General features: G+C 44.0%; 6 protein-coding genes and 1 pseudogene. 6 read left to right on the top strand and 1 reads right to left on the bottom strand.

Annotation, left to right across the window (positions count from 1 at the left end; genetic code table 11):
- Positions 1-52: 52 nt before the first annotated feature.
- The 6 genes and pseudogenes from AC58PQ_RS03415 (at position 53) to AC58PQ_RS03390 (ending at position 23,169) form a co-directional block, all read left to right on the top strand.
- Positions 53-6,904: a chitobiase/beta-hexosaminidase C-terminal domain-containing protein gene (locus tag AC58PQ_RS03415; protein ID WP_497240548.1), complete on the top strand. Its 6,852-nt coding sequence runs from the start codon at positions 53-55 to the stop codon at positions 6,902-6,904.
- Between the two features lie 597 nt (positions 6,905-7,501).
- The gene (locus AC58PQ_RS03410) at positions 7,502-13,168 is read left to right on the top strand and encodes a DUF7402 domain-containing protein (protein ID WP_497240547.1); all 5,667 of its coding nucleotides are present in this window, start codon (positions 7,502-7,504) and stop codon (positions 13,166-13,168) included.
- A gap of 88 nt (positions 13,169-13,256) precedes the next feature.
- Positions 13,257-14,921, top strand: coding sequence for an S-layer homology domain-containing protein (locus tag AC58PQ_RS03405; protein WP_497240546.1), 1,665 nt, complete (start codon positions 13,257-13,259; stop codon positions 14,919-14,921).
- A gap of 119 nt (positions 14,922-15,040) precedes the next feature.
- Positions 15,041-15,514: pseudogene (locus AC58PQ_RS03400) on the top strand (DinB family protein).
- 365 nt (positions 15,515-15,879) lie between these two features.
- The gene (locus AC58PQ_RS03395) at positions 15,880-21,426 is read left to right on the top strand and encodes an Ig-like domain-containing protein (RefSeq protein WP_497240545.1); all 5,547 of its coding nucleotides are present in this window, start codon (positions 15,880-15,882) and stop codon (positions 21,424-21,426) included.
- Between the two features lie 90 nt (positions 21,427-21,516).
- Positions 21,517-23,169 carry an S-layer homology domain-containing protein gene (locus AC58PQ_RS03390; RefSeq protein ID WP_497240544.1) on the top strand — a complete coding sequence of 551 codons (1,653 nt, stop codon included), beginning with the start codon at positions 21,517-21,519 and terminating at the stop codon, positions 23,167-23,169.
- Between the two features lie 86 nt (positions 23,170-23,255).
- On the opposite strand, the gene AC58PQ_RS03385 is transcribed toward AC58PQ_RS03390, so the two are convergent.
- Positions 23,256-24,140, bottom strand: a complete 885-nt coding sequence (locus AC58PQ_RS03385; RefSeq protein ID WP_497240543.1) for an AraC family transcriptional regulator — start codon at positions 24,138-24,140, stop codon at positions 23,256-23,258.
- Positions 24,141-24,256: the final 116 nt, after the last annotated feature.

The raw sequence follows: 24,256 nt of genomic DNA, 5'->3' as shown, positions 1-24,256 counted from the left end.
TGCGCAACAATCTGGGTCGGAGCTAGAAAACAAATTGAAGGAGGTAAATCTTTTGGGCAAATTATTAAATAAAATTACATCAGTAGCATTGGCTTCAGCATTGGTAATGACAACATTTACATTTGCCAATACAACAGTAAGCGCAAGCGAGGTAAACGTTCAAGCTCAACGGAATGTGATGGAAATCATTTATGTTTCTACAAACGGTAATGATACTTACGGTGACGGTTCACAGGCCAATCCGTTTGCTACTGTACAAAGGGCGCAACAAGCAGTACAACAAATTAATCAAAACATGACAGGCAATATCATAGTTAGCATTGCGCCAGGCGACTATTACATGCCAAGCACACTTAACCTTACGCCGCAAGATTCCGGCACAAACGGCTACAACATTGTTTATGAAAGCTCGGGCGGAATTGGCGCTGCAAAGCTTTATGGAGGAAAACTTGTTGATTCGAACGGCTGGACACAAGCCGCCCAAAGCGACATTACCAACTACGGTATGCTAACAAGCATGGTAGGTAAGGTGTGGAAGGTTCAATTGAACAAAGCGGACTATCCCACAACATTCGGCGGATTGAATTCACCGGCTTTTAATACATTATATGTGGATGATGCGCGGGCAACGACAGCAAGAACACCTAACCTTATGCCTCAGGCAGGATTTCCCGAAGCCAAGGATACCTATAACCGCGTATCTGGAAGTTCCAATGGCGTTAATATTCAAATCAATAAGAGTGATTTAACTGCAGATCAAATTAACGGATTGCAGCTAGCGCAGCAAAACGGCGAGGAAGTCGCCCAAGTGTTCACTTGGGACGGCGGTACCGGCGGCGTTAACGGTACGTGGGACTGGTTTACGGATACGGAACCTGTCGCAAGTTTAACCGTTGGCACCTCAACAATTACTCTAAACCAGCCACAAGCAAATGTTTCGGATTTCTATAACAGATACCAATATAGAGTAAAATATACAGTAAGTAACGGTTCGAGATATTTCCTGCAACATAACCTCTCGTTCCTTGACACACCGGGTGAATACCATTATGACAAAACAACAGGCGTACTTTACTACTATCCGGCCGATGGAACGATGGCAAACAAAACCGTTGTCACGCCAACCATGCAAACGGTCATCAATCTGCAGGGTACACCGAAGGCAAACCCCGGTGATCAACCCAATCCGACGCTGCAAGTACACAACATTGTTTTTGATGGACTTGCCGTAAAGGACACAGAGTTTAGTGACTATTACAGCTATACCTATAACTATGGTGATGCTAATGGTGGCATTGGTCAATTCCCACCGGTAGCATTGAAGCCGGGCGTAACTCTGCCGGCATATGTCGAATCTGCCGAACGTCCGGCTTTCCAAGTCGGCAGTATTACGTTGCAAGGCACCAACCACATAACAATCAAAAACAGCGATATTAAAAATGCCGGTTTATATGGCGTCTTTATGCTCGGTGACAATCAGTACAACACGATTGAGAACACCACGGTTGAGTACACCGGTGGCGGGGGGATTTCCATAGACGGCGGATATCCTGGCGTCGGCAAATATTCCAACCATCATACGATTAACAATGTTCTTATCCATGACGTCGGTCAGCTTGTAGGTCATGCAGTTGCTCTTACCGTTATGAGTTGTGGTCAGAGCACATTTAGCCACTTGGAGATTTATAATTCACCCAAACGCGCGATGCTTATTCTTGGTGGTTACCCTCGCGGCGGTCAAGGTGCAAATCCGAATTTTGATAACGTAAGAGATAATTATACTGTCGGCAATCATTTCTCATACATCTACGTGCACCACACACATCAAGATGCAGGCGAAGATAGCGCTATATTCATGTCCTGGCTTACTGCCGGAGGCGGAACATGGTATTCTTCGGGTACCCAGCACGGATCAAATGATGTTAACCATCTAACTACGAACCTTTCACAAATCGATACTTCAGTTGATCGTTATAATTATATGGATCAAGTGCTTATCTCTGATATAGGTACTGCGGCTTCTGTACATGAAAAAAATTCGGTTGGCGGATTGGATACGGCTATGGGCGCAACCGGGTTTGTTTTCTCGAACATTCAAGCACTGAACACGCAAAGTCACTCATTGGCCATTCGTCCTGGCAGCTATGGCGATATGTACATTTTCCAAAATACCACAAACAATGTCGACAGCGTAACTAGCGTGAAGTCGTTTGACCCGTCAAAAATGCAATACGGTTTAATTGGTTTAACGCCGTCCTTCCCGACTGAATTGCTCGGAGCGAATAGACACGTCTACCAACAAACGATACCGTCAAATATATATTTTTCGGATACGTTTAACTCAGATACACTTGATATGACAAAGTGGGCAGTAGAAAAAGGCAATGTAGATATGTCTATGGGCGTATTGGCAAATCCGACTGACCCGCGGCTTGGTATACGCTCGCTTCCAATTTATACACCACTTAATCCGAGCGGTGTTGTTGTTAGTCGTCCCTTTGCACAGTCACTCAATAAGGTTGTAACTGTCAAGTTTTTTGACAGACATAAAGATTATTTCACGGGAGACTCACCAACAACCTCACCGGCGGATCCAATTTTTGCGCATACGTACTTGCGTGCCGATGACGGCAAAAACATATTGGCAATTGGTGCTAACGGTAATGTGTCGAAAGATTTCTATACCATTCAAAAGGGCAATCAGTCGATTGTAACCAATGTGCGCCGTGATTTCGGTTGGCGTACCCTTACGATGGACTATTCCTCGGGTACAGATGTCAAAATTTCGATTGATGGTACGCAAGTAGCAGCATATACAGCGGCAGATAGTGTCTCCACCGCTTTCTCATACGTTGGTATGGGCGACTGGGGAACAAGCTGGCCGGATGGAAGAGCGGTTGGCAGCTCGACAGATTTCGGCGATTTGTATATTTATGGAGGGCAGGACGCTCCGCCAGTTCAACCGATTGTAATCGTACCGCCCACAGCAACCTCAACCCAGATGTATTCCGAGAATTTCAGTGGATACCCGATGGGGAGCACTGGCAGACCGACAGGATGGGTAGACAGTAGAGACCCTTCGGGTAACTTGGCTAAATATCAAATCGTACAAGACGCAACAGTCGGCCAGGTCGAACGGATTACATTGCCAGACAATGTTGTATACTACGGTTTGGGTAATTCATCACTTACAAATTACACATTCACTGCTAAAATGAAATTTGTGTCATGGTCGGGCAACACTAACGGCACATATGCAACTTTTGGCCCATCCGTATTTGCCAGTGCTAATAATGGAGCAAATATATCCCGTTATGAACTGAGGTATAATTATCCGAATCTATCGAATGGTCAATGGAATATCTACCAAAGAGGTGGCAGCCCTACCGACAATAATTTAGTAACCAATATCCAAATGCCTGCCGGCTTCAACATGAATAACTGGAATACGTACAAAATTGTAGCCAGCAAAGGAAATATAACATTCTACATCAATGACACTCAGGTTGCGACAGTATCCAATCCTAGTAATGCGTTTGGCGGCTTTGGACTTGGCGGATATGATGCAACATTTGATGTTGCAAACGTTAGCCTTGTGCAGAATCCTACTAATCCTCCACAGGCGAACATTGCATCCGGGACTTATAATAATTCGCAAAGCGTAACCCTTACACCGGCAAGTCCAAGTGATTCTGTGTATTACACCACAGATGGTTCCGATCCGGCGATCAACGGAACACTTTATACCGGCAACCCGATTTCCATTCATGCTACTTGTACACTTAAAGCTGTAGAAGTTAATAGTGGCGGGGTTTACAGTCAGACAGTCGGATATAACTACACGATTAACGGAACAACGGCCATCCAGACTGCAGCGGGTGTTAACAAACAACCGCTCAATGATGCAATAACAAGTGCAAAGTCTGTTGCGCAAGGGAACAATTCAACTGCAAGTTGGAATGCTTTTCAAGCGGCGATACTCAATGCAAATACGATGTTAGGATACAATAGTGCTACCAGTACAGATATTGTTAACGCAGTAGTTGTTTTGCAAAACGCCAGAACTCATCTTGAACCTGCGGTTGCTCAAAATACAAACGCTTTCCTTCCAACAGTTGATAAAGCGGCTGGAACATACGCAAACCCGGTAACAGTGAATGTGCAACCCGGCACTGCTGGTGAAAAAGTTTACTATACGCTGGACGGTTCAGACCCATCAACAAACGGAATGCTGTATACGGGTCCTATACCAATCAATAACAGTGGTACATTGAAAGTGGTTGAAGTGAGCAACAGTGGGAATTTTTCTTCAGTCTCGCCCTATGCTTACACAATCACTAACCCTACCGCTACCACTCCAGTTGTGTTTGCAAACCCGCGTTCACAGATTGTAACCGATCCTCAACTTGTAACATTCGGTACATCGGCATGGGCTTCTGATGGTGGAACACTCACTTATCAGTGGCAGGTTTCAACCGATAACGGTACAACATGGAGCAACATTAGTGGGGCGACAAGCAGCAAGTATACTACTGCTTCACCGGTATCAGTTGCTAACGATGGTACAAAGTATCAGTGCTTGATCACGAACACAAATGACTCGCTCATACCTGCACTCTATACGACACCTGCCGCAACTCTAAATGTCGTAGCGATGCCGACGAGTGCGAATTCTTTTAAGATCTCAGCTAAGAACGCAACCCCTACAAACAGTATCAGCAATGGCACTAACGGGCCTACAGGTACCGCATCCGTGACATTCACTGCTACTCAAGCTGGTACATATTACTATAAAGTAGTGTACAGCGCGGCCGCACAACCAACGATTCCCACATCTGGAGCCGGAGAAACCAGTAATGTAGGCGATAACACAATAAGTATTCCAAATCTCTCACCGTATGTGCCATATACGGTCTATATCCAAGAGAAGGATTCACAAGGCAATCTAAGTAACATTCTCAAAGTGGATATTGGAAGCGGCACACCTGATCTGAGTTTTGCAACATCTGGTAACGGTACGGTAACCCAAGGAAGTGCTGGCAATTATCTTTCGGGTACGGCAATGCCGATTGTTGCAACTCCGGCTGCAGGGTCATACTTCCTTAATTGGACTACATCCAATGCAGGAGTGTTTGCGGATGCGAACAGCGCATCAACAGAATTCGCTACATCGTTCTATGATAATACCGTAACAGCAAACTTCTATAATGTGTCGAACTTTCATGCATCGACCACTGGCACAGTAAACGGTGGAACAAACACCGACCTAACTATTGATGTTGAGGGCACAAATTTAAACAATCCAGGTGCTGCCGTTGGCATGTACGTGTTAGTGAATGGTCAAAGCTATGTTGTAAAAGCGGGTACGCAAACTGTAAATGTTTTAGCCCCTTCAAGCGGTGATCATATGACAGTTCAGCTTTATGATCAAAACGGCAACTTGCTTGGCACAAGCAATATTTCCATCGATCAATTTGATTCATTGCTAGTAGGAATTACAGCACCTTCCATGATCTCAGGGGTTGCAAATGGAACGGCTAAGACGGCGCCAGCTCTTGGCTTGCCAGCAAAGGTCGAACTGGTAACCGATCCTGCGGGAAGCCTGACTGCCAATGTGGCATGGGATGTGGATGCTTCATCCTACGATCCGTCCTCACATGCAGTGCAGACGTTCACCGTGAACGGAACAGTAACTTTGCCTAACGAAGTTGCGAATCCGAACAACGTGGCACTGTCAACAAGCATTAATGTGACTGTTTTGCCGGCAATTCCAGTAGCACCAAGTGTTGTGGGAATAACAGCACCGGCATCCATCACTGGAGTTGCAAATGGAACGGCGAAGACGGCAGCAGCTCTTGGCTTGCCAGCAACCGCCCTACTAGTAACCGATACGGCGGGAAGCCTGACTGCCAATGTGACATGGGCTGTAAATGCTTCATCCTATGATCCGTCCTCACAAGCAGGCCAGACGTTCACTGTGAACGGAACAGTAACTTTGCCTGACGGAGTTACAAATCCGAACAACGTGGCACTGACAACAAGTATTAGCGTAACGGTATCACCAGTGCCAGTATCACCTCAGGCTACCCTATCCAGTAGGCAGCAGGTAGTAACTGGGGAAGCATTGGATGTGACGATGGGACTCCGCAACGTTACACAGAGTGAATTCCAGCTAATTAATGCGCAAGGGCTGACGCTTACCTATGATGCGGTGAATATGCAGCTGAATACGGTGACCTCTCTTGTTTATGGATTGCAAGTCATCGACCAAAAAGAGACAGTGCCGGGACATGTTCAGCTTATTCTTGCAAGCACAAACCCTGATGGATTTGTTCCTCAAGGAGATTTAATGAAATTTAGCTTTACCGCCAAAGCTGTAACCGAAGTTACGAATGCAGCCTTTGGGGTAAGCAGTTTTACAATTGCCAACGGTCTGGGCAACGAAATGCAAATTAACGGAGCCTCTTCCAGCGTACAAATTATTTTACCTGCAGTACCGGTGGATAAGACATCACTGAACGCTTTAATCGCAAGCGCTCAGTCGAAGCATGATGCTGCAGTAGAAGGAAATATGGACGGTCAGTATTTGCAAGGATCAAATGCAATCCTTCAGTCGGCCATAAGTGCAGCGAGTGTAACAGCTAATGATTCGAATGCTACACAGGTTCAGGTGGATAATGCCAAAGCTGCGCTTGCAGCGGCAGTTCAGGCATTTGAGAACAACAAAATAACAGCAGATGTGAATGGAAATGGCATTATTTCTATTGGGGACTTGGCTATTGTTTCTTCAAGCTATGGCAAACAACCTGGTCTGTCCGGCTGGAATGCTAAAGCGGATGTCAATAAAGACGGTAAGGTAGATATTGTAGACCTTGCGATCGTAGCCAAAGCTATTATACATTAAACTAATCATTGAAAAAGAGGGGGAGAACACAGCTTCTCCCCCTCTTCAATAGTGATTTCCCCATTACTGAAATCATACAACAATTTGAGGAATATTCTTTAGTAATATTATAGGAATGTTTATTTTAATTAGGGTTTTAATGTGAGAAAATAAGTTAAATTGTACAATTGATATTTGGCCTCCGGAAATATCGAATTACGCTACAAAGTATCGCTATCCTTGTCGGAAGCGGCGGAATTAATGTATTACATAAACAACTATTAAACACAATTCAATAATCCGATTTCATAACTGAAAAATGAGATTTTAAACAGGCACTTTAGTGTACTTGAACGATAAGTACACTAAAGTGCCTATTTTTGCAATGAAAAATGCAATGAAATGCTCTTTTTACAATAGGATTATTGCACTGGTTAAAGTAAGATGTGGTCAAGAGAGAGGAGGTGGACATGATAGCTTTCCCGGCAGTTATTGCACACCCATCCTAGAAAAATTAAACACCCTTCCGCCATCAAGATACACAACACCGCTATAAGTCAGCTTGAATAACAAATAAACATCTGTTCTTAAGAGGATATTTCAGAGGAGGAAAGTGCGTTGTATAAAAAACAGCTAAGTATTATTTTGGCTTTTTGTATGATTTTTACATCATTAGTTGGAACTAGTAATAGTGTTTATGCTTCTGAAACCGCTATCAATACAAATGGGGATAGAATACAAGCCGAGCTTTTTGTATCAAGATCAGGAAGCGATACCAATGACGGTTCTTACGATCATCCTTTCGCCACCCTGGAGGCGGCTCGGGATGCCGTTCGCTTGATCAACAGCAATATGACGGGTGACATTTACGTTTTTGTTGCTGCTGGGGATTATTACGTTAATAATACGATTTCATTCAATGAAAGCGATTCGGGCACCAATGGGTTTAACGTTATTTATAGGAATTTGGATGAGTTGGGAAGCGCGAAATTTATTGGTGGGAATAAAGTAAGCTCACCATGGAATTTGGTAACCCGTACTGGAGCAGACGCAGATATGCCTGCTTCTGTAGAAGGCAGTGTTTACAAGACCTATGTGGGGACTGGGGTTAACTTTAATACGTTATATGTAAACGATAAAAGAGCGGTAATGGCGAGAACAAAGAATTTAAACCAGTATCCCGGGTTTCCTGCATCCTCTTCGGAATATATGAAGGCGATGGGCGGAAGTATATCATCACTTATTTATAAAAGTACCAGCAGCACGTATATAAAGACAAAAGCTGTGGATAATTCAACCAATACCGAGTGGTCGTCCGACAGTGAAAATAATCCATGGATACAGCTTGGATGGAGCAGCAGCCAGACTGTCAACAAGGTCACGCTTCATGACCGATCGAATACTACTGACTGGACAAAGGGAGGTACATTGACTTTCAGCGATGGAAGTTCAATAGATGTAACAGGAATTCCAAATGATGGCTCGGCTAAAGATGTTACATTTCCAGATAAGACCATAACCTGGGTGAAATTTCAAGTGGCAGGCAGCAGCGGTAATAATGGCCTTTCAGAATTTAAGGCATGGAATATGTCAAACGTCAATATTTCACCCAATGCTACAGTTACAGCGTCGTCCGAATACGGCATTGGTAATAATCTGGATGCTGTATCTGAAGCCGGTCTGGTAAATGCACAGGCACGCGGCGAACTGGATGCACAGGTGTATATTTGGGATTGGGATTACAGGGATTGGATGACAGATACAATTCCGCTTGCAAGCATCAATACTTCCACAGGTACAATTAATTTTAAAACAACACCCGGGCATCCCGAGGCATACCGTCCGCATTTTGCCATAGGCGCCGCCGCCAGGTATGTTTTACAGGGGAATTTAAGCTTTTTGGATCAGCAAGGTGAATATTACTTCAATAAAAAAACCGGATACCTGTATTACTATCCGATTGCAGGATCAGGCGACATAAGCAGTCAGGATATCGTCATTCCCAAACTCGAAAAAATAATTGAAGTAAAGGGCTCATCACGCACAAGCCCTGCATCGAACATAACCTTTGACGGTTTGCAGATTAAGGACACTAATTTCCCTGACTACTACAGCTTTGCATGGAATTATGGAGACGTTTACGGTATGGGTATTTACCCGCCGGAAGCTCAAGTTGTCGGAGTCAAACAGCCATCTTACAGCGAACAGACCGAAAGAGTTGAGTTTCAGACAGGTGCCTTACAACTTACGAACACAAACCATATTACAATAACAAATGCACACGTATTGAATGCAGGCATGATGGGGATCAATGTATATCTTGCCAACCAGTATACGAATATCAATAACTCCCTGATAGAAGGCATCGGCAACAACGGTATTCAACTGGAGGGTGGTTATCCGGGCCTCGGCGGGGACTCGCAAGGGAACGGCTATAACAGCTATAACACAATAACAAATACGATTGTTCGTAATATAGGCGAGCTGGTCGGTTCAGCGAGCGGCATTACAATCATGAATTCAGGCTATAATACATTATCCCATCTGGAAGTTTACAATTCGTCGAGAAGAGGAATCTTCCTTTCCGGCGGATACAGCCGTAATCCCAACTATCCGGCTCCGGATGGAAATCCAAGTACGATAGATGGGGACCGAGATTACGATCCTATGACTGATTTGTATGCACATCATAACACCTTTGAATACATCTATTTGCACGACAACCAGCAAGACGGCGGGGATGACGGATCATTCTTTGCTTGCTTCTTGTACCGAGGTCCAACCTTCAGGCCGAATTATATTAATCAGATGCTCATCGGCAACACTGGAGCAAACCCGAGCATGGCGGATATAGCGCCAAATAACATGAACCTTGACATGGGAACATCAGGATTCGAAATAAGCAATTTTAAATCCGTCAATCCACAGCACTACAATGCTGAAATAGGCGGTGGCGATTCAAGGTATGTTTTGACCAACACAAACATTAACTTTGGCTCATACTCTCAAATAAACACGTTTGACGATTCATTGATGGATTATGCGAATATAGGCGTAATCACCGGCTACCCGAGCGCATACCTGCCGTCAAGCTCTAAATTCCAAGAGCCTTCCAACATCTATTTTAAGGATGACTTTGAAAACGGATTGAATTTGTCCAAGTGGTCATATAGTGGCAATACACCAACCACTTCAACAGAATTCATGTCGGAAGATGTGAAGGTCGGTAAAAGATCACTAAAAATAGATAGTGACGCGGCGGCAACAGGTTCAAAGCCTGTATTGTACAGAAATTTTGATACGAACCTTAATAAAATCGTCACTGTGAAATTGTTTGACAGACAAAACAACGTCCTTCCTACTTATGATGTAGGAGCACCAATAGCAACAACTATTAAATCGCTGGCAAGAGTAGACAACACTACGACTACAGTGGGGCTTGGCTTAGACACGACTTCCAGTTCCGGATATTATGTTTTCTCGGATGGTACCAATGTAACGGCAACTTCTGTTCCGCGTACCTATGGCTGGCATGAGCTTAAATGGGATTACACAAGCGGTACTGATGTAAAACTATACATCGACGGCATACTCGTTAAGACCATAAATAACTTAACCAATTTCAACCATGTTGATCTAGGTTCTAATGATGGCAGAGGTGTAAGTTATTACGACCAATTGTATATCTATGGAGGAAACGATGCTCCAGCTCCAGGCGTCGTGTCCATGCCAGCTGTTCCGGTATATGATTCGTCCAACGATAATAAAGTGCAGCTTGACACCAATTTCGAAGACGGTGTTATACCTGCAGGTTTTAATATTACAGGCGGACATGCTCCCGTGTTGAGCGTAGTTACCGACCCGGATGATCCCAATAATAAAGTTCTGAAGAACGTGATCTGGGACGGAAATAGTTTCTTTCAAACTAGTGCTCCATGGACTAATTATTTAGTCAACTTGAGAATGAAATTTATTGCTTGGGGTTCCAATAATGTCCTTAATTTCGCATACGATAATTTTGGCATCTGGATAATGACGAATACAGCACTTGGAGGATCTGCATCGAACCCGCCAAGTTATATGATTGTTCTCAGAAGAAATAAAAACGGCACTACCGGGTTTACGGCTGGTACGCCATATTTTGAAGTCATTAAACACAGTCCGGCTGACACAATACTAGGAAGGGTTGGTTTGCCAAACGGATTCGACTTAACGCAATGGCATAATCTCCAAATACAAACCTTCGACGGAAAAGTTGGGTTTGTTATTGATGGAACGACGATTTTCTCAGTAAATGATGGTAGTTTCACTAAGGGCGGTGTTGGCTTTGGAGGAATTAACAGCACTGTTTTGCTTGACGATATGAAAATCGTTACGAACCCAAAAAACGTGAACTTCGGATCAAATTTCAATCTCGGAAATGTTACTTTATCTGGTGTCTTCAATCCAACGTATTATACGTATGGAGCGACTATCAATAATAATTCACAACCAGTGACTTTAATTAAACCTCAACCAGTAGTTGCTGGCGCGAACACGGCTGTATCGCTCAATGGGGTCGATATTACAGCTAATTTCCCTGACTATACTACTGCAACGGCACTTCCGAATCTAAAATATGGTAGAAACACGTTAGTTTTATCGGAAATCACATCAACAGGCAGTAAAAACTATACCATTTACATCGATAAAGCCTATACGATTTCGTCGATCGGAGCGATAGCGCCTGTCACAACGATGCTTGGAACTGCTCCTGTTTTGCCATCCACAACGAGCGTTACGTTTGGAGACGGCAGCAGCCAAGCTGCTACTATTAAATGGGACAACTTGAATCCGTCATCGTACAAAAATAATAAAAATCCGTTTACAGTAAATGGACAACTGGTCGGGCTTGATGCGTCCGTCAGTACAACTGTAACGGTCGATGGACTCAAGACGATTGGCACGCTTCCGGATGTAACTACTATGGCAGGTACTGCCCCCGTATTAGCACAGACGGTTAGTGCCCAATTTACGAACGAATCAAAAGACTTATCGTTAAGTTTCGCGGAATTGGATCCAACATTGTATGCAAAGGCCGGCACCTTCGTAGCGGTGGCAACCGCAGATCAATACGCGGGCAATGTATTGCAAATAGTCACGGTAACAGCTCCGCTGCTGCCTACACTAGTCGGAATAACAGCACCAGCATCCGTCACTGGGGTTGTATACGGAACTGCGATGACGGCATCAGCTCTTGGCTTGCCAGCAACGGTAGAACTAGTAACTGATATGGCGGGAAGCCTTAATGCCAGTGTGACTTGGGATGTGTATGCATCATCCTATGATCCGTCCTTACCAGCAGGGCAGACGTTCACCGTAAACGGAACAGTAACTTTGCCTAACGGAGTTGCGAATCCGAACAACGTGCCACTGACAACAAGCATCAGCGTGACAGTATTACCAGTGCCTGCATTCCCTCAGGCTACTCTAACGAATCCTCAGCAGGTAATCGCTGGAGAAGCAATGGATGTGACGATGGGACTGAGCAACCTGACTCAAACTGAATTCCAGCTTATCAATGCGCAAGAGTTGACGCTTCATTATGATGCGGTGAATATGCAGTTGGGTTCGGTAACCTCACTTGTTTACGGGTTGCAAGTCATCGACCAAAAAGAGACAGTGCCCGGACATGTTCAGATTGTTATGGCAAGCGAAATCGCTGATGGCGTTGCTCTCCAAGGAAATTTACTGAAATTTAGCTTTACAGCCAAAGCTGTAACGCAAGTGACGAATGCAGCCTTTGGTGTAAGCAGTTTTACCATTGCCAACGGTCAAGGAAGCGAATTGCACATTAACGGAGCCGCTTCCAACACGCAGATTATTCTACCTGCAGTATCGGTGGATAAGACATCGTTAAATGCCTTAATCGCAAGCGCGCAGGCGAAGTATGATGCTGCAGTTGAAGGAAATATGGATGGTAAGTATTTGTCAGGATCCAAGGCAATCCTTCAGTCGGCCATTAGTGCAGCGAGTGTGACAGCGAATGACTCGAATGCTACCCAGGTTCAGGTGGATCATGCCAAAACTGCGCTTGAAGGGGCAGTTCATGCATTTGAAAACAAAAAAATAATAGCAGATGTCAATAGAAGTGGAAATATTACTATTGGGGACTTGGCTATGGTTTCGGCAAGCTATGGCAAGCAACCTGGTCAAAACGGCTGGGATGCCAGAGCGGATGTCAATAAAGACGGTAAGGTTGATCTTATCGACTTAGTCATCGTAGCCAAAGCTAAATTGCAGTAAACCAATCCATAAGGGGGGGACTCAAGTTCTCCTCCCTTATCTTATTATGCTTGTTTGGCAATGGTATGAAGAAAGGGTGACTTATCCGATGAAGAAAACACTGCTCGCCTATGTGCTGGCATTCCTTTTGATTGTGACTACATTTCCCCAAAATGTCCTTTATGCAGAAGCAGAAGCTGGTCCGCAGTTTCTATTGTCCCTATCTAACGCAAGCCCTACGGCAGGTGCCAGCTTTCAAGTAAAGGTGACTGGAAAACAGTTAAATGACCTGTTCGCGTATGAGGTTAATCTAACTTACGATTCTAGTAATATTGAGTTTGTGAGTGGAGACAGTCAAAGCGGCGGCTTTGCAATAAAACCTATTGTGATCGGGAACAAAATTCAAGTAGCACATACGCAAATTGGAAATACAGCAGGTCAAAACGGAAATGCGCTATTAGCCACATTAACCTTTCGTGCAATGAATGAAGAGGCAGCCGATATTGTACTGAACAGCGTGAAACTCGTGAATTCGCAGTTAGATTCTACACTTATGTCAGTGGGTGAGAAGGTGTCGGCAAATGGCGGTAATGGCAAAACAAAATCAGATCGGATCATCCTCACACCTGTAGTGAAGATCGACTTTGCATCAAACATGGCAACGTCAACCGTTGATGCAGCTGCATGGGAACAAGCTCAAAAGCAAGCCAAGTTGGATCCAAGTGGAAAAGGAACGATCAGCCTTGAATTTCCGCAAACAGCCGATGCAAAAACTTTTATGCAGCAAATACCATCTAATTTAATGTCAAGCGAAAAGAAACAATATCAAATTGAAATTAAAACACCTATCGCCACAATTGTTATTCCAAGCAATATGTTCCGAGAAGGTGATTTGACGGATAGCCAGACAGAGCTTCTAATTTCTCGGGCAGATACCAGCAAGTTAGACACAAGCGTACAGAATAAAGTCGGATCTCATCCGGTCATTGAGCTCACCGTTCAATCCGGCGGCCAAACCATTGCCTTCAATAACCCGAAAGCCCCTGTCATCGTGAGCATACCTTATTCTCCTACTATGGAGGAACAGAAACATCCAGAGCATATCGTCGTCTGGTATATTGACGGAGAAGGCAACATTCATTCCGTACAGAATGGAAAGTATCATGCTGCCACAGGTCTAGTGACGTTCTCGACGACACACTTCAGCACGTATGCGATATCGTTCGTTCAAAAATCATTCGATGATATCTCTTCCGTGGACTGGGCCAAGCATTCTATTGAAGTTTTGGCATCCAAAGGAATAATTAATGGTACGACAGATCATCAATTTAGTCCGTTGGAGCAAGTAACCCGAGCCGATTTTCTAGTGCTGTTATTGCGAACGCTTCATTTACAAGGGCCTTTGGGCGATCGATTTGCAGATGTTAACGAGGACGTATATTATGACGAAGCAGTAAGGATTGCCAGAGGCTTAGGCATTGCAAATGGAAGCGGAGATAACCTATTCCAACCTGAAGCCTCCATTACAAGAGAAGATATGATGGTTCTGACGGAAAAAGCGCTTAGAATAAGCGGGAATCTCACAATCGACGCTTCGGAATCCGAACTTGGCTCATTTACGGATACTTCGGAAATCTCGAATTACGCTATAAATAGTATCGCTACTCTTGTCCAGTCAGGGTTAATCAGCGGCTACGACAACAAACTTTACCCGAAAGGAACAACGACTCGGGCGGAAGCGGCGCAATTCATGTACAACATCTTTAACTATTAAGCGAAAGGCTATGTTAATTCATATTGTTGATAATTGAATATTCCGAACAAATATGGGCTTGGAGAGAGTCAAACAACAAACGAAATCGCGATAAACAAATAAAGGTAGGGTTGGACGATTTGATAATCATGTTTCGTTATAATTGGATGGTAAGAAATGAATGGTTAGAACTGTGCAAGAAAATCCCAATCGGAGAATTAATGCGTAATCGAAACGGCGGGGCGGGTAGCATTCTGTACACACTCTTTCACATTTTAGATGTAGAGTATAGTTGGCTCTGCGGTGTTCAGGGTAAGCCAGATTTTTCAGTACCATTCGAGAACTATCAGACAATCGAAAACATAAAAGACCTTTCGGAAGCTTGAAATAAGGAAAATCAGTCGTTCTTAAATACATGGTCAGACGAATTTGAAAACGATGTTGTAGCCGTTCCGTGGATTGAAGGAAGATTTTTTACCAAGGGTGAGATTTTACGTCATGTAATAGCACACGAAATTCATCATGTAGGGCAATTATCCATTTGGATCAGAGAAATTGGGCTTGAACCTGTTTCGGCAAATGTAATCGGCAGAGGCTTAGGCCATCCTGGTTGAACAAACGCAGAACGATAGTTAAATTAACCGCCTTTTCAAAGGGCGGTTTTCTTTTGGTGCAAAAACAAAAATTTATCGTCCATAAACTCGGCCTCCTTTATTTCCCCATTACTGAAATCATACAACAAATTGAGGAATATTGTATAACGATTTTGTAGTAATGTTTATTTTTATTGGAGTTTTTTTATGAGAAAATAAGATTAATAGTATAGTTAATGTTTCTCATTGACTACACACGATTCAGAAGGAGTTGATCAAGCTGTCCAGCAGTTATAATGTTTAAGCTAACTGTAACAATTTTATTTTTCTCGTTTATTTTTTTTAAAAAAAGTAAGAGGGATGACACCCTCGCAGGAGGAAAGTCTATGTTAAAGTTCATGCTCAAAAAGACTATCTGCACTTTTGTATCCGCTTCCATTATATTGTCGATGTTCGCAAGTGTAACAAATAGTGCATATGCAGACACAATAGGTGAGTCCAACATTCAAGCAGAACTTTTTGTTTCGTCCACTGGTAGCGACGCTAACCCTGGTACATACGAAAAGCCACTTGCCACGCTAGATGGGGCACGCAAAGCTGTTGAAACAATTAACGGAGATATGACCGGTGACGTCTATGTTTTCTTTGAACCGGGTACCTATTACACACCGAATACGGTCAACTTTACTACGGCAGATTCCGGTACAAATGGACACCATGTCATCTATAAAACATTGGGAGCGCCAGGCAGTGCCAAATTTGTTGGAGGCATGAAAGCATCCTCCGTTTGGACACAAGTACAGGCATCAGCCAGCCCGAATAATCCTGATTCGGATATGCAGCAAAGTTTGGTCGGACAAATTTACAAGACTAACCTGAATGCACAACTGGGTGCCTTGTTCCCGGGGGGATTGCCTGCAACGTCAGGTCCGTTGCCAAACAATGCAAACGGCAAGTTTGACGTTAACACGCTTTATGTCAACGACACAAGAGCGACTCAAGCGCGAACGCTTAATTCAAATAAATACCCTGGTTATCCCTCGACATTGTTGGAGAATCCTCTCTTTTCGGCGGGCGGTTCATACTCCGCGATGCAATACAAAGCATCCGATGCCAACACGATAAACACGCAAGCATTGATCAATGCGCAGACGCGCGGAGATTTGAGTGTGCAGTATGTTGGTAACGACATTGGTAACGGACGCTCATGGGAGACTAATACGTTGCCGGTGCAAAGTATCAATACAACGACTCGCACATTAACCTATAACCCTAATGACACTGGCACATTTAGCGCGGCTGATGGAGCCTTCGCATCGTATTATTACATTGGTTCAAACTCCCGGTATTTCCTGCAAGGTAACCTTGCTTACCTGGACACCCCGGGCGAATTTTATTACAATGCAAAGTCCGGCGATTTGTACTATTATCCAACATCCGCACAAACCGATTTAAATGCACAAGATATCGTCGTACCCACGACAGAAAGTATTGTAAATATTAAAGGCAACCGTACCGGCATATGGGACAGCACAGTAATTACTCCTGTAAAAAACATTACATTCGATGGACTGGGGTTTGAAGACACCAGTTTCCCAGATTATTACAGTCCGAGTTGGGGATGGTTGCAATATGGAGTTAGTACACGCGGATTTGCGTTCCCTAGCTATGCAGTTAATTCATCCAACCCGATTTACAGCGGTCAAAGCGATCGCCCACAGTACCAAGTCGGCAATATTGCAATGGAGAACGCCGATTCTATTACGATTATAAATGCTCATATTAAAAACGCAGGTATGTATGGTGTAATACTAAAAACAGGTGTTACAAACAGCGTGGTGAAAAATAGCCTTATTGAATATTGCGGTTATGGCGGCGTGCAAATTGAAGGTGGTTTCCCGGGTGTGGACGGCAATTCCGATGCTGTCAGTTTCACGAACCATAATTTAATTGAAAACGATGTTATACGTGACGTGGGTCAATTGGTCTTACAATCATCTAGCGTTACAATAAGTAACGCAACCTATAATACCGTTAGATATATCGAGGCATATAACTCTCCGCGCAGAGCATTTATGCTGATTGGCGGCAACGTTCAAGGATGGAATAATACGGGTCCAAGCGGTGGACGCAACTATTCACCGAATGCATATGTACTCTCTCGCGATCAATATACTCACCACAACACATTTTCCAATCTTTACGCTCACAATGTTCAGCAGGACGGCACGGACGATGGCGCAATAATGACAGCGTTCTTGTATTATCCGGCCGATAATTATTCCCAACCTAACTATTACAATCAAATAGTGGTTGATAATGTCGCCTATAATCCGCAAATGGCAAACCAGGGTATGACCAATATCTCTCCAAATAACATTAACTTTGATATGGGTTGGGTCAATTTGAATGTGTCCAACGTCAAGTCAGTCAATCCGCAGCATTACAATATCGAAAATGACCATTTACAAGACGGACAGGTGAAAGTCACCAATAGTAACTTTTACTTTAGGAATGCAAATGACGGTTTGTCAAATTTTGATGATTCGAAAATGGATTATGCCAATATCGGTGTTCTACCAAGCAGCTTCCCGTCTGCATACTCGTCGGCTATTACGAAAACCAAAGTAGACACACCGTCAAACCTTTATTTTGGTGACAACTTTGAAGACGGAATTGATTTAAGCAAATGGAGTTACAGCGGCGCTTTGCCGACAATCAATCGTTTGTATATGTCGGAAGGCGGTTTTGGCGGCAAATCATCACTGGAAATTAACGCTTCTGGCGCCAGCAAACCTGTGTTGTACCGCAATTTCGCAAACAATCTTAATAAAAAGGTAAGCGTTAAGATATTCGATAATTTTTCAACCGACCATACCACTTATAGCGTTGGCTATGCGATCACCTATGCAGGCAAATCCTTCGCCCGTGCAGACGATGGCACAAATGTTGTCGGGCTGGGTATCGACCCTGGCGCCACAAACGGCGCTCAGAAATACGTGATGAATATTGGCGGCGTCGGAACACCAATCAACGTATTGCGTACCAATGGCTGGCATACCCTTTCTTTTGATTATTCTACCCCAGGGACCATCGTGCTTTCCGTGGATGGAACCATTGTTCATACACTGAACAGCGCTATATGGGCCAATACACCAAACTCTTTTAACTATGTATCACTCGGCTCTCCAGATGGTACTGGCGACAATTTTTATGATGAGTTGTATATTTACGGAGGGCAAGACGCGCCAGTAGTGCAGCCAATTGTGTCGTCAGGTGGTACAATTCCGGCATATACACCGTCTTCACCGAATCCACTTATAAATTGGGATTTCGAAAGCGGTACAATGCCGGTAACACAAAGTCTGACTACGGGCACAGGTCCAATAACGCTTAATGCAAACGGATTTACAGATTTCTTTGCAGTCAATGCTTCTACACCTAGTCTTAGTGTTGTGGCAAATCCGCAAAAAGCGGACACCGGCAATTCCTTTACCACGAATACCAGTAATTATGCTATGTATTTCAATCAGGGTGTCGTTCATTATTCACCGCAACCGTTGCCCACATGGAGTAACTATACTTTCAACGTTAATTACATTCTCAATAGCTGGGCTGGAACGAATAACAACGATATTTTAGGGTTTAATATTTATATGCAACAGCCACCAAACACTAGTCTACAGTATACCCCGCAGACATACCAGGTAGCGATTGTAAGGAATAAATCCGGAACTGGAAATAATTATAGTCTTCCGAATGATGGCAGCCCTTATCTTCTACTACGCCAAGCGGGTGGCGCATCAAATTTGATTATATCCTATTTAAAGCTTCCGACGTCCTATGTTGATACCACTACAAAAGTTTGGCACAACATGAGCATTGCACTCGACAATGGAAGTATAACTGCAACGCTTGACGGACAATATTCAGTTACGGGTCAGTCCAGTACCTTTACTAGCGGTACCTTTGGATTTTACTCCTTTGATAGCAGCGCATACTTTGACAATGTTAAAATTGTGCCGAACCCACCTAATATGGTGTATGATGCCAATCTCAAACTAGGCAATTTAACATTGAACGGTGCGTTTAATCCCGATTACACAACATACACAGCCGCGATTACCGATATGGAGCAACCGGTGACACTTGTACTGCCCACTGCCGCGACAACGGGAACAACCTACAGCATTTCACTCAACGGCACAGACATTACAAACCGTTTTCCGGACACAACGGCTCCTGTGGCATTACCTTTGGTTCACGGTACGAATACCTTGAAAATTACGCAGAGAACACAGTCAGGCACAACAACGAATTACTCGGTAAGTATCTTGAAGCCGTATACATCTGCAACAGCAGATCCAATCGCTCCTATATCTACTACGGTTGGAGTAAAACCAACTCTTCCTGCCACCACAACCGTGCATTTTAATGACGGTGGCACCGATCAGATTACTATCAACTGGCATATAGTGGACAGAAGCATTATCAACAATCCGGGAACCTACACCGTGTACGGAACGCTGTCGGGCATTGGATTGCAGATCAGTGCAACAGTTACGGTTGAGGGTGTGACATCAGTTAGCGCTTTGCCGGATGTATCCACATCGGTAGGAAATGCGCCAGTTCTCGCACAAAATGTAACGCTCAACTACGAGTTTGCCGGTGCAACACCTGCTGCAGTAACCTTTGAAACGTTAGATCCTTCCCTGTATGCGCAGGCAGGGACCATAGTTGCGGTTGGTCATGTGAATCAGTATGCAGGAGATGTATTGCAAATCGTCACGGTAACAGGTCCGCAGCTGCCTACACTTGTCGGAATAACAGCACCAGCCTCACTTACTGGAGTTGCAAACGGAACTGTGAAGACGGCAGCAGCTCTTGGCTTGCCAGCAACCGCCCTACTAGTAACCGATACGGCGGGAAGCCTGACTGCCAGTGTGACTTGGGATGTGTATGCTTCCTCCTATGATCCATCCTTACAAGCAGGTCAGACGTTCAACGTGAACGGAACAGTAACTTTGCCTAACGGAGTTGCAAATCCGAACAACGTAGCACTGACAACAAGCATCGGCGTGACGGTATTGCCAGTACCTGCATCCCCGCAGGCTACCCTTACGAATCCACAGCAGGTAATCGCTGGAGAAGCAATGGATTTGACGATGGGACTGAGCAACCTGACTCAAACTGAATTCCAGCTTATCAATGCGCAAGAGTTGACGCTTCATTATGATGCGGTGAATATGCAGTTGGGTTCGGTGACCTCACTTGTTTACGGGTTGAGTGTTATCGCCCAAAAAGAGACAGTGCCCGGACATGTACAGATTGTTCTGGCAAGCGAAATCGCTGAAGGTGTTGCTCTCCAAGGAAATGTACTGAAATTTAGCTTTACAGCCAAAGCTGTAACGCAAGTGACGAATGCAGCCTTTGGTGTAAGTAGTTTTGCAATCGCCAACGGTCAGGGACACGAATTGCAAATTAACGGAGCCTCTTCCAGCACACAAATTATTTTACCAGTAGTAGCGGTGGATAAGACATCGCTGAATGCCTTAATTACAAGTACACAAACTAAGCATAATGCTGCAGGAGAAGGAAATATGGATGGTCAGTATTTGCCGGGTTCAAAGGCAATTCTTCAGTCGGCCATCCATGCAGCGAGTGCAACAGCGAATGATCCGAATGCAACTCAGGTTCAGGTGGATACTGCCAAAGTTGCGCTCGAAGATGCAGTTCAGGCATTTGAAAACAAAAAAATAGTAGCAGATGTCAGTAGAAATGGCATTATTTCTATTGGGGACTTGGCTATGGTTTCTTCCAGCTATGGCAAACAACCTGGTCAGTCCGGATGGAATGCCAAAGCGGATGTCAATAAAGACGGTAAGGTAGATGTTATCGACTTGGCAATCGTAGCTAAAGCTATTTTGCATTAAAACGATCAATGATTACGAGGGGAGAACTCAGGTTCTCCCTTTTTTGAAGTATGCTTGTCAGCAAGGAAATGAGAAAGGATGACATCCCTGATGATAAAAAAACTGCTCGCCTATATGCTGGCATTGCTGTTGATTGTGACTACATTACCCCAAAATGTCATTCATGCAGACGCAGGCCCGCAGTTTCTATTGACCATCTCTAATGATAGGCCGAAGGCAGGTAACAAATTTCAAGTAAAGGTGAATGGAAAACAGTTAAGTGACCTGTACGCGTATGAGGTTAATCTAACTTTCGATTCTAGCAAGATGGAGTTTGTGAGTGGTGACAGTCAAAGCGGCGGCTTTGCTATACAATCTATAGTGGACGGGAATAACATTCAAATCGCACATACGCAAATTGGAGATACACCAGGTCAAAACGGAGATGTGCTATTAGCTACACTCACATTTCGCGCAGTGAATGAAGAAGCAGCCGATATTGTGCTGAACAGCGTGAACCTGGTAAATTCGCAGTTAAAAGCTACACATAAGTCAGTTGGCGAGAAGGTATCGGTATATGGCGGTAATGGCAAAAAAGAGCGGATCATCCTCACACCTGTAGTGAAGGTCGACCCTGCATCAAACATGGCAACGTCCACCGTAGATGCAGCTGCATGGGAACAAGCTATAAAGAAAGTCGAGTCTGATCCAAGCGGAAAAGGAACGATCAGCGTTGAATTTCCACAAACAACCGATGCAAAGACCTATGTGCAGCAGATACCTTCTTATTTAATGTCAAGCGATAAGAAACAATATCAAATTGAAATTAAAACACCGATCGCCTCTATTGTTATTCCAAGCAATATGTTCCGAGAAGGTGATTTGACGGATAGCCAGACAGAGTTGCTTATTTCTCGAGCAGACATCAGCAAGCTAGACGCAAGCGTACAGAATCAAGTCGGATCTCATCCGGTCATTGAGCTCACCGTACAATCCGGCGGCCATACCATTGCCTTCAATAACCCGAAAGCCCCCGTCATCGTGAGCGTACCTTATTCTCCTACCATGGAGGAACAGGAACATCACGAGCATATCGTCGTCTGGTATTTGGATGGACAAGGCAACATTCATGCCGTGCAGAATGGAAAGTATAATACTGCCACAGGTCTAGTCACTTTCTCGACGACACACTTCAGCACGTATGCGATTGCGTTCGTTCAAAAATCATTCGATGATATCTCTTCCGTGGACTGGGCCAAGCATGCTATTGAAGTTTTGGCATCCAAAGGAATTATTAATGGTACGACAGACAGCGAATTTAGTCCGTTGCAGCAAGTAACCCGAGCAGATTTCCTATTGCTGTTATTGCGAACGCTTCATTTGCAAGGGCCTTTGGGCGATCGATTTGCAGATGTTAACGAGGGCGTATATTATGACGAAGCCGTAAGGATTGCCAGAGGCCTAGGCATTGCGGGCGGAAGCGGAAAAAACCAATTCCAACCTGAGGCTTCCATGACAAGAGAGGATATGATGGTGCTGACGGAAAAGGCGCTTAGAATAAGCGGGCAGCTGACAATCGACGCTTCGGCAGCCGAACTTGGCTCATTTACAGATACTTCGGAAATCTCGAATTACGCTACAAACAGTATCGCTACTCTTGTCAAGTCAGGGTTGATCAACGGCTACGACAACAAGCTTTACCCGAAAGGAACAACGACTCGGGCGGAAGCGGCGCAATTCATGTACAACATGTATAATTATTAAACGAAAAAGAATAAAACGGAGAGAGCCCCCTTTACTAACGTAGGGGGCTTTACGCTTTTCGTAAGGCTACTGCAATTTTTAATATGTCAATGCATCTTAGTTTGTTCCCGATATTGCTGGGGAGTTAAGCCCTCCATGCTTTTGAAAAGTCGATGAAAATAAGTTACATTATTAAACCTAAGAATACTGGAAATGTCCTTGATGCTGTCATTAGTTTGGATCAGCATTGATTTCGCTACGTAGATTTTCACCCGATTCGCGTATACGATAGGAGATTCTCCGACAATTTTTTTGAAAGCCGTGCAAAAGAAATTTTCACTTAAGCCAGCTAGTGCGGACAACTCTTCTAAATTGAAGCATGAAGCCGGACGGTTATCAATATAAGCTTTTGCTTTAAGAATTCCGTTGAGATGTCTTCTAAGAGAATGGTGCCGAGCGGCTAACACGGCCTCATCAATTCTCGTTTCATAAAGTTTGTGCAAGAGCTGCAATAGCAATGTTTTCAAAGTGAATTGATTGTTCTTACCTGATTGAACATTCTCCTCGAAGATCTGTCTAAACAGCATCTCCCACACCGGATTCTCTACGTCTTTAAACATCGGGAAGATTTCTTTCCATAACTTATCTTCGTCTCTGGGTTCGGCGTCGTTGTTTAAAGATAATGGACCTTGGTAAATGTGTTCTTTGTTTGGATCATATGAAATGTCAAAAACAACCAAGTAACAATAATAAGGTGCGAAGCCTTGCACCTTTACACCGGGAGGCCGGAAAAATAAATTCCCCTTACGTACAGGAAGTCTTTTGCCCTCCGTTACTATATATCCATTACCCCAAGTTATTAACTCCAATTCAAACCATCGAGTCGTTCGTGGGGGGAAGGGTTCTCCTGCGGGAGGGCAATTAATTGAATTGACATTGATACAACAATGGATGTACGGATTAATTCCGTTTAAGTATAATTTATCGTCCATAAACACGGCCTCCTTTATTTCCCCATTACTGAAATTATACAACAAATTGAGGAATATTGTATAACGATTATATAGGAACGTTTATTTTTATTGGAGTTTATTTATGAGAAAATAAG

It is taken from the genome of Paenibacillus sp. J22P143 (assembly GCF_059692035.1).
Note: the sequence above shows the minus strand (reverse complement) of the source record. Positions and strands in the feature narration are given on the sequence as shown.

Coding starts and splice junctions, on each gene's coding strand:
- AC58PQ_RS03395 (WP_497240545.1), top strand. CDS start 15,880: ATGTTAAAGTTCATGCTCAAAAAGACTATCTGCACTTTTGTATCCGCT.
- AC58PQ_RS03390 (WP_497240544.1), top strand. CDS start 21,517: ATGATAAAAAAACTGCTCGCCTATATGCTGGCATTGCTGTTGATTGTG.
- AC58PQ_RS03385 (WP_497240543.1), bottom strand. CDS start 24,140: ATGGACGATAAATTATACTTAAACGGAATTAATCCGTACATCCATTGT.
- AC58PQ_RS03405 (WP_497240546.1), top strand. CDS start 13,257: ATGAAGAAAACACTGCTCGCCTATGTGCTGGCATTCCTTTTGATTGTG.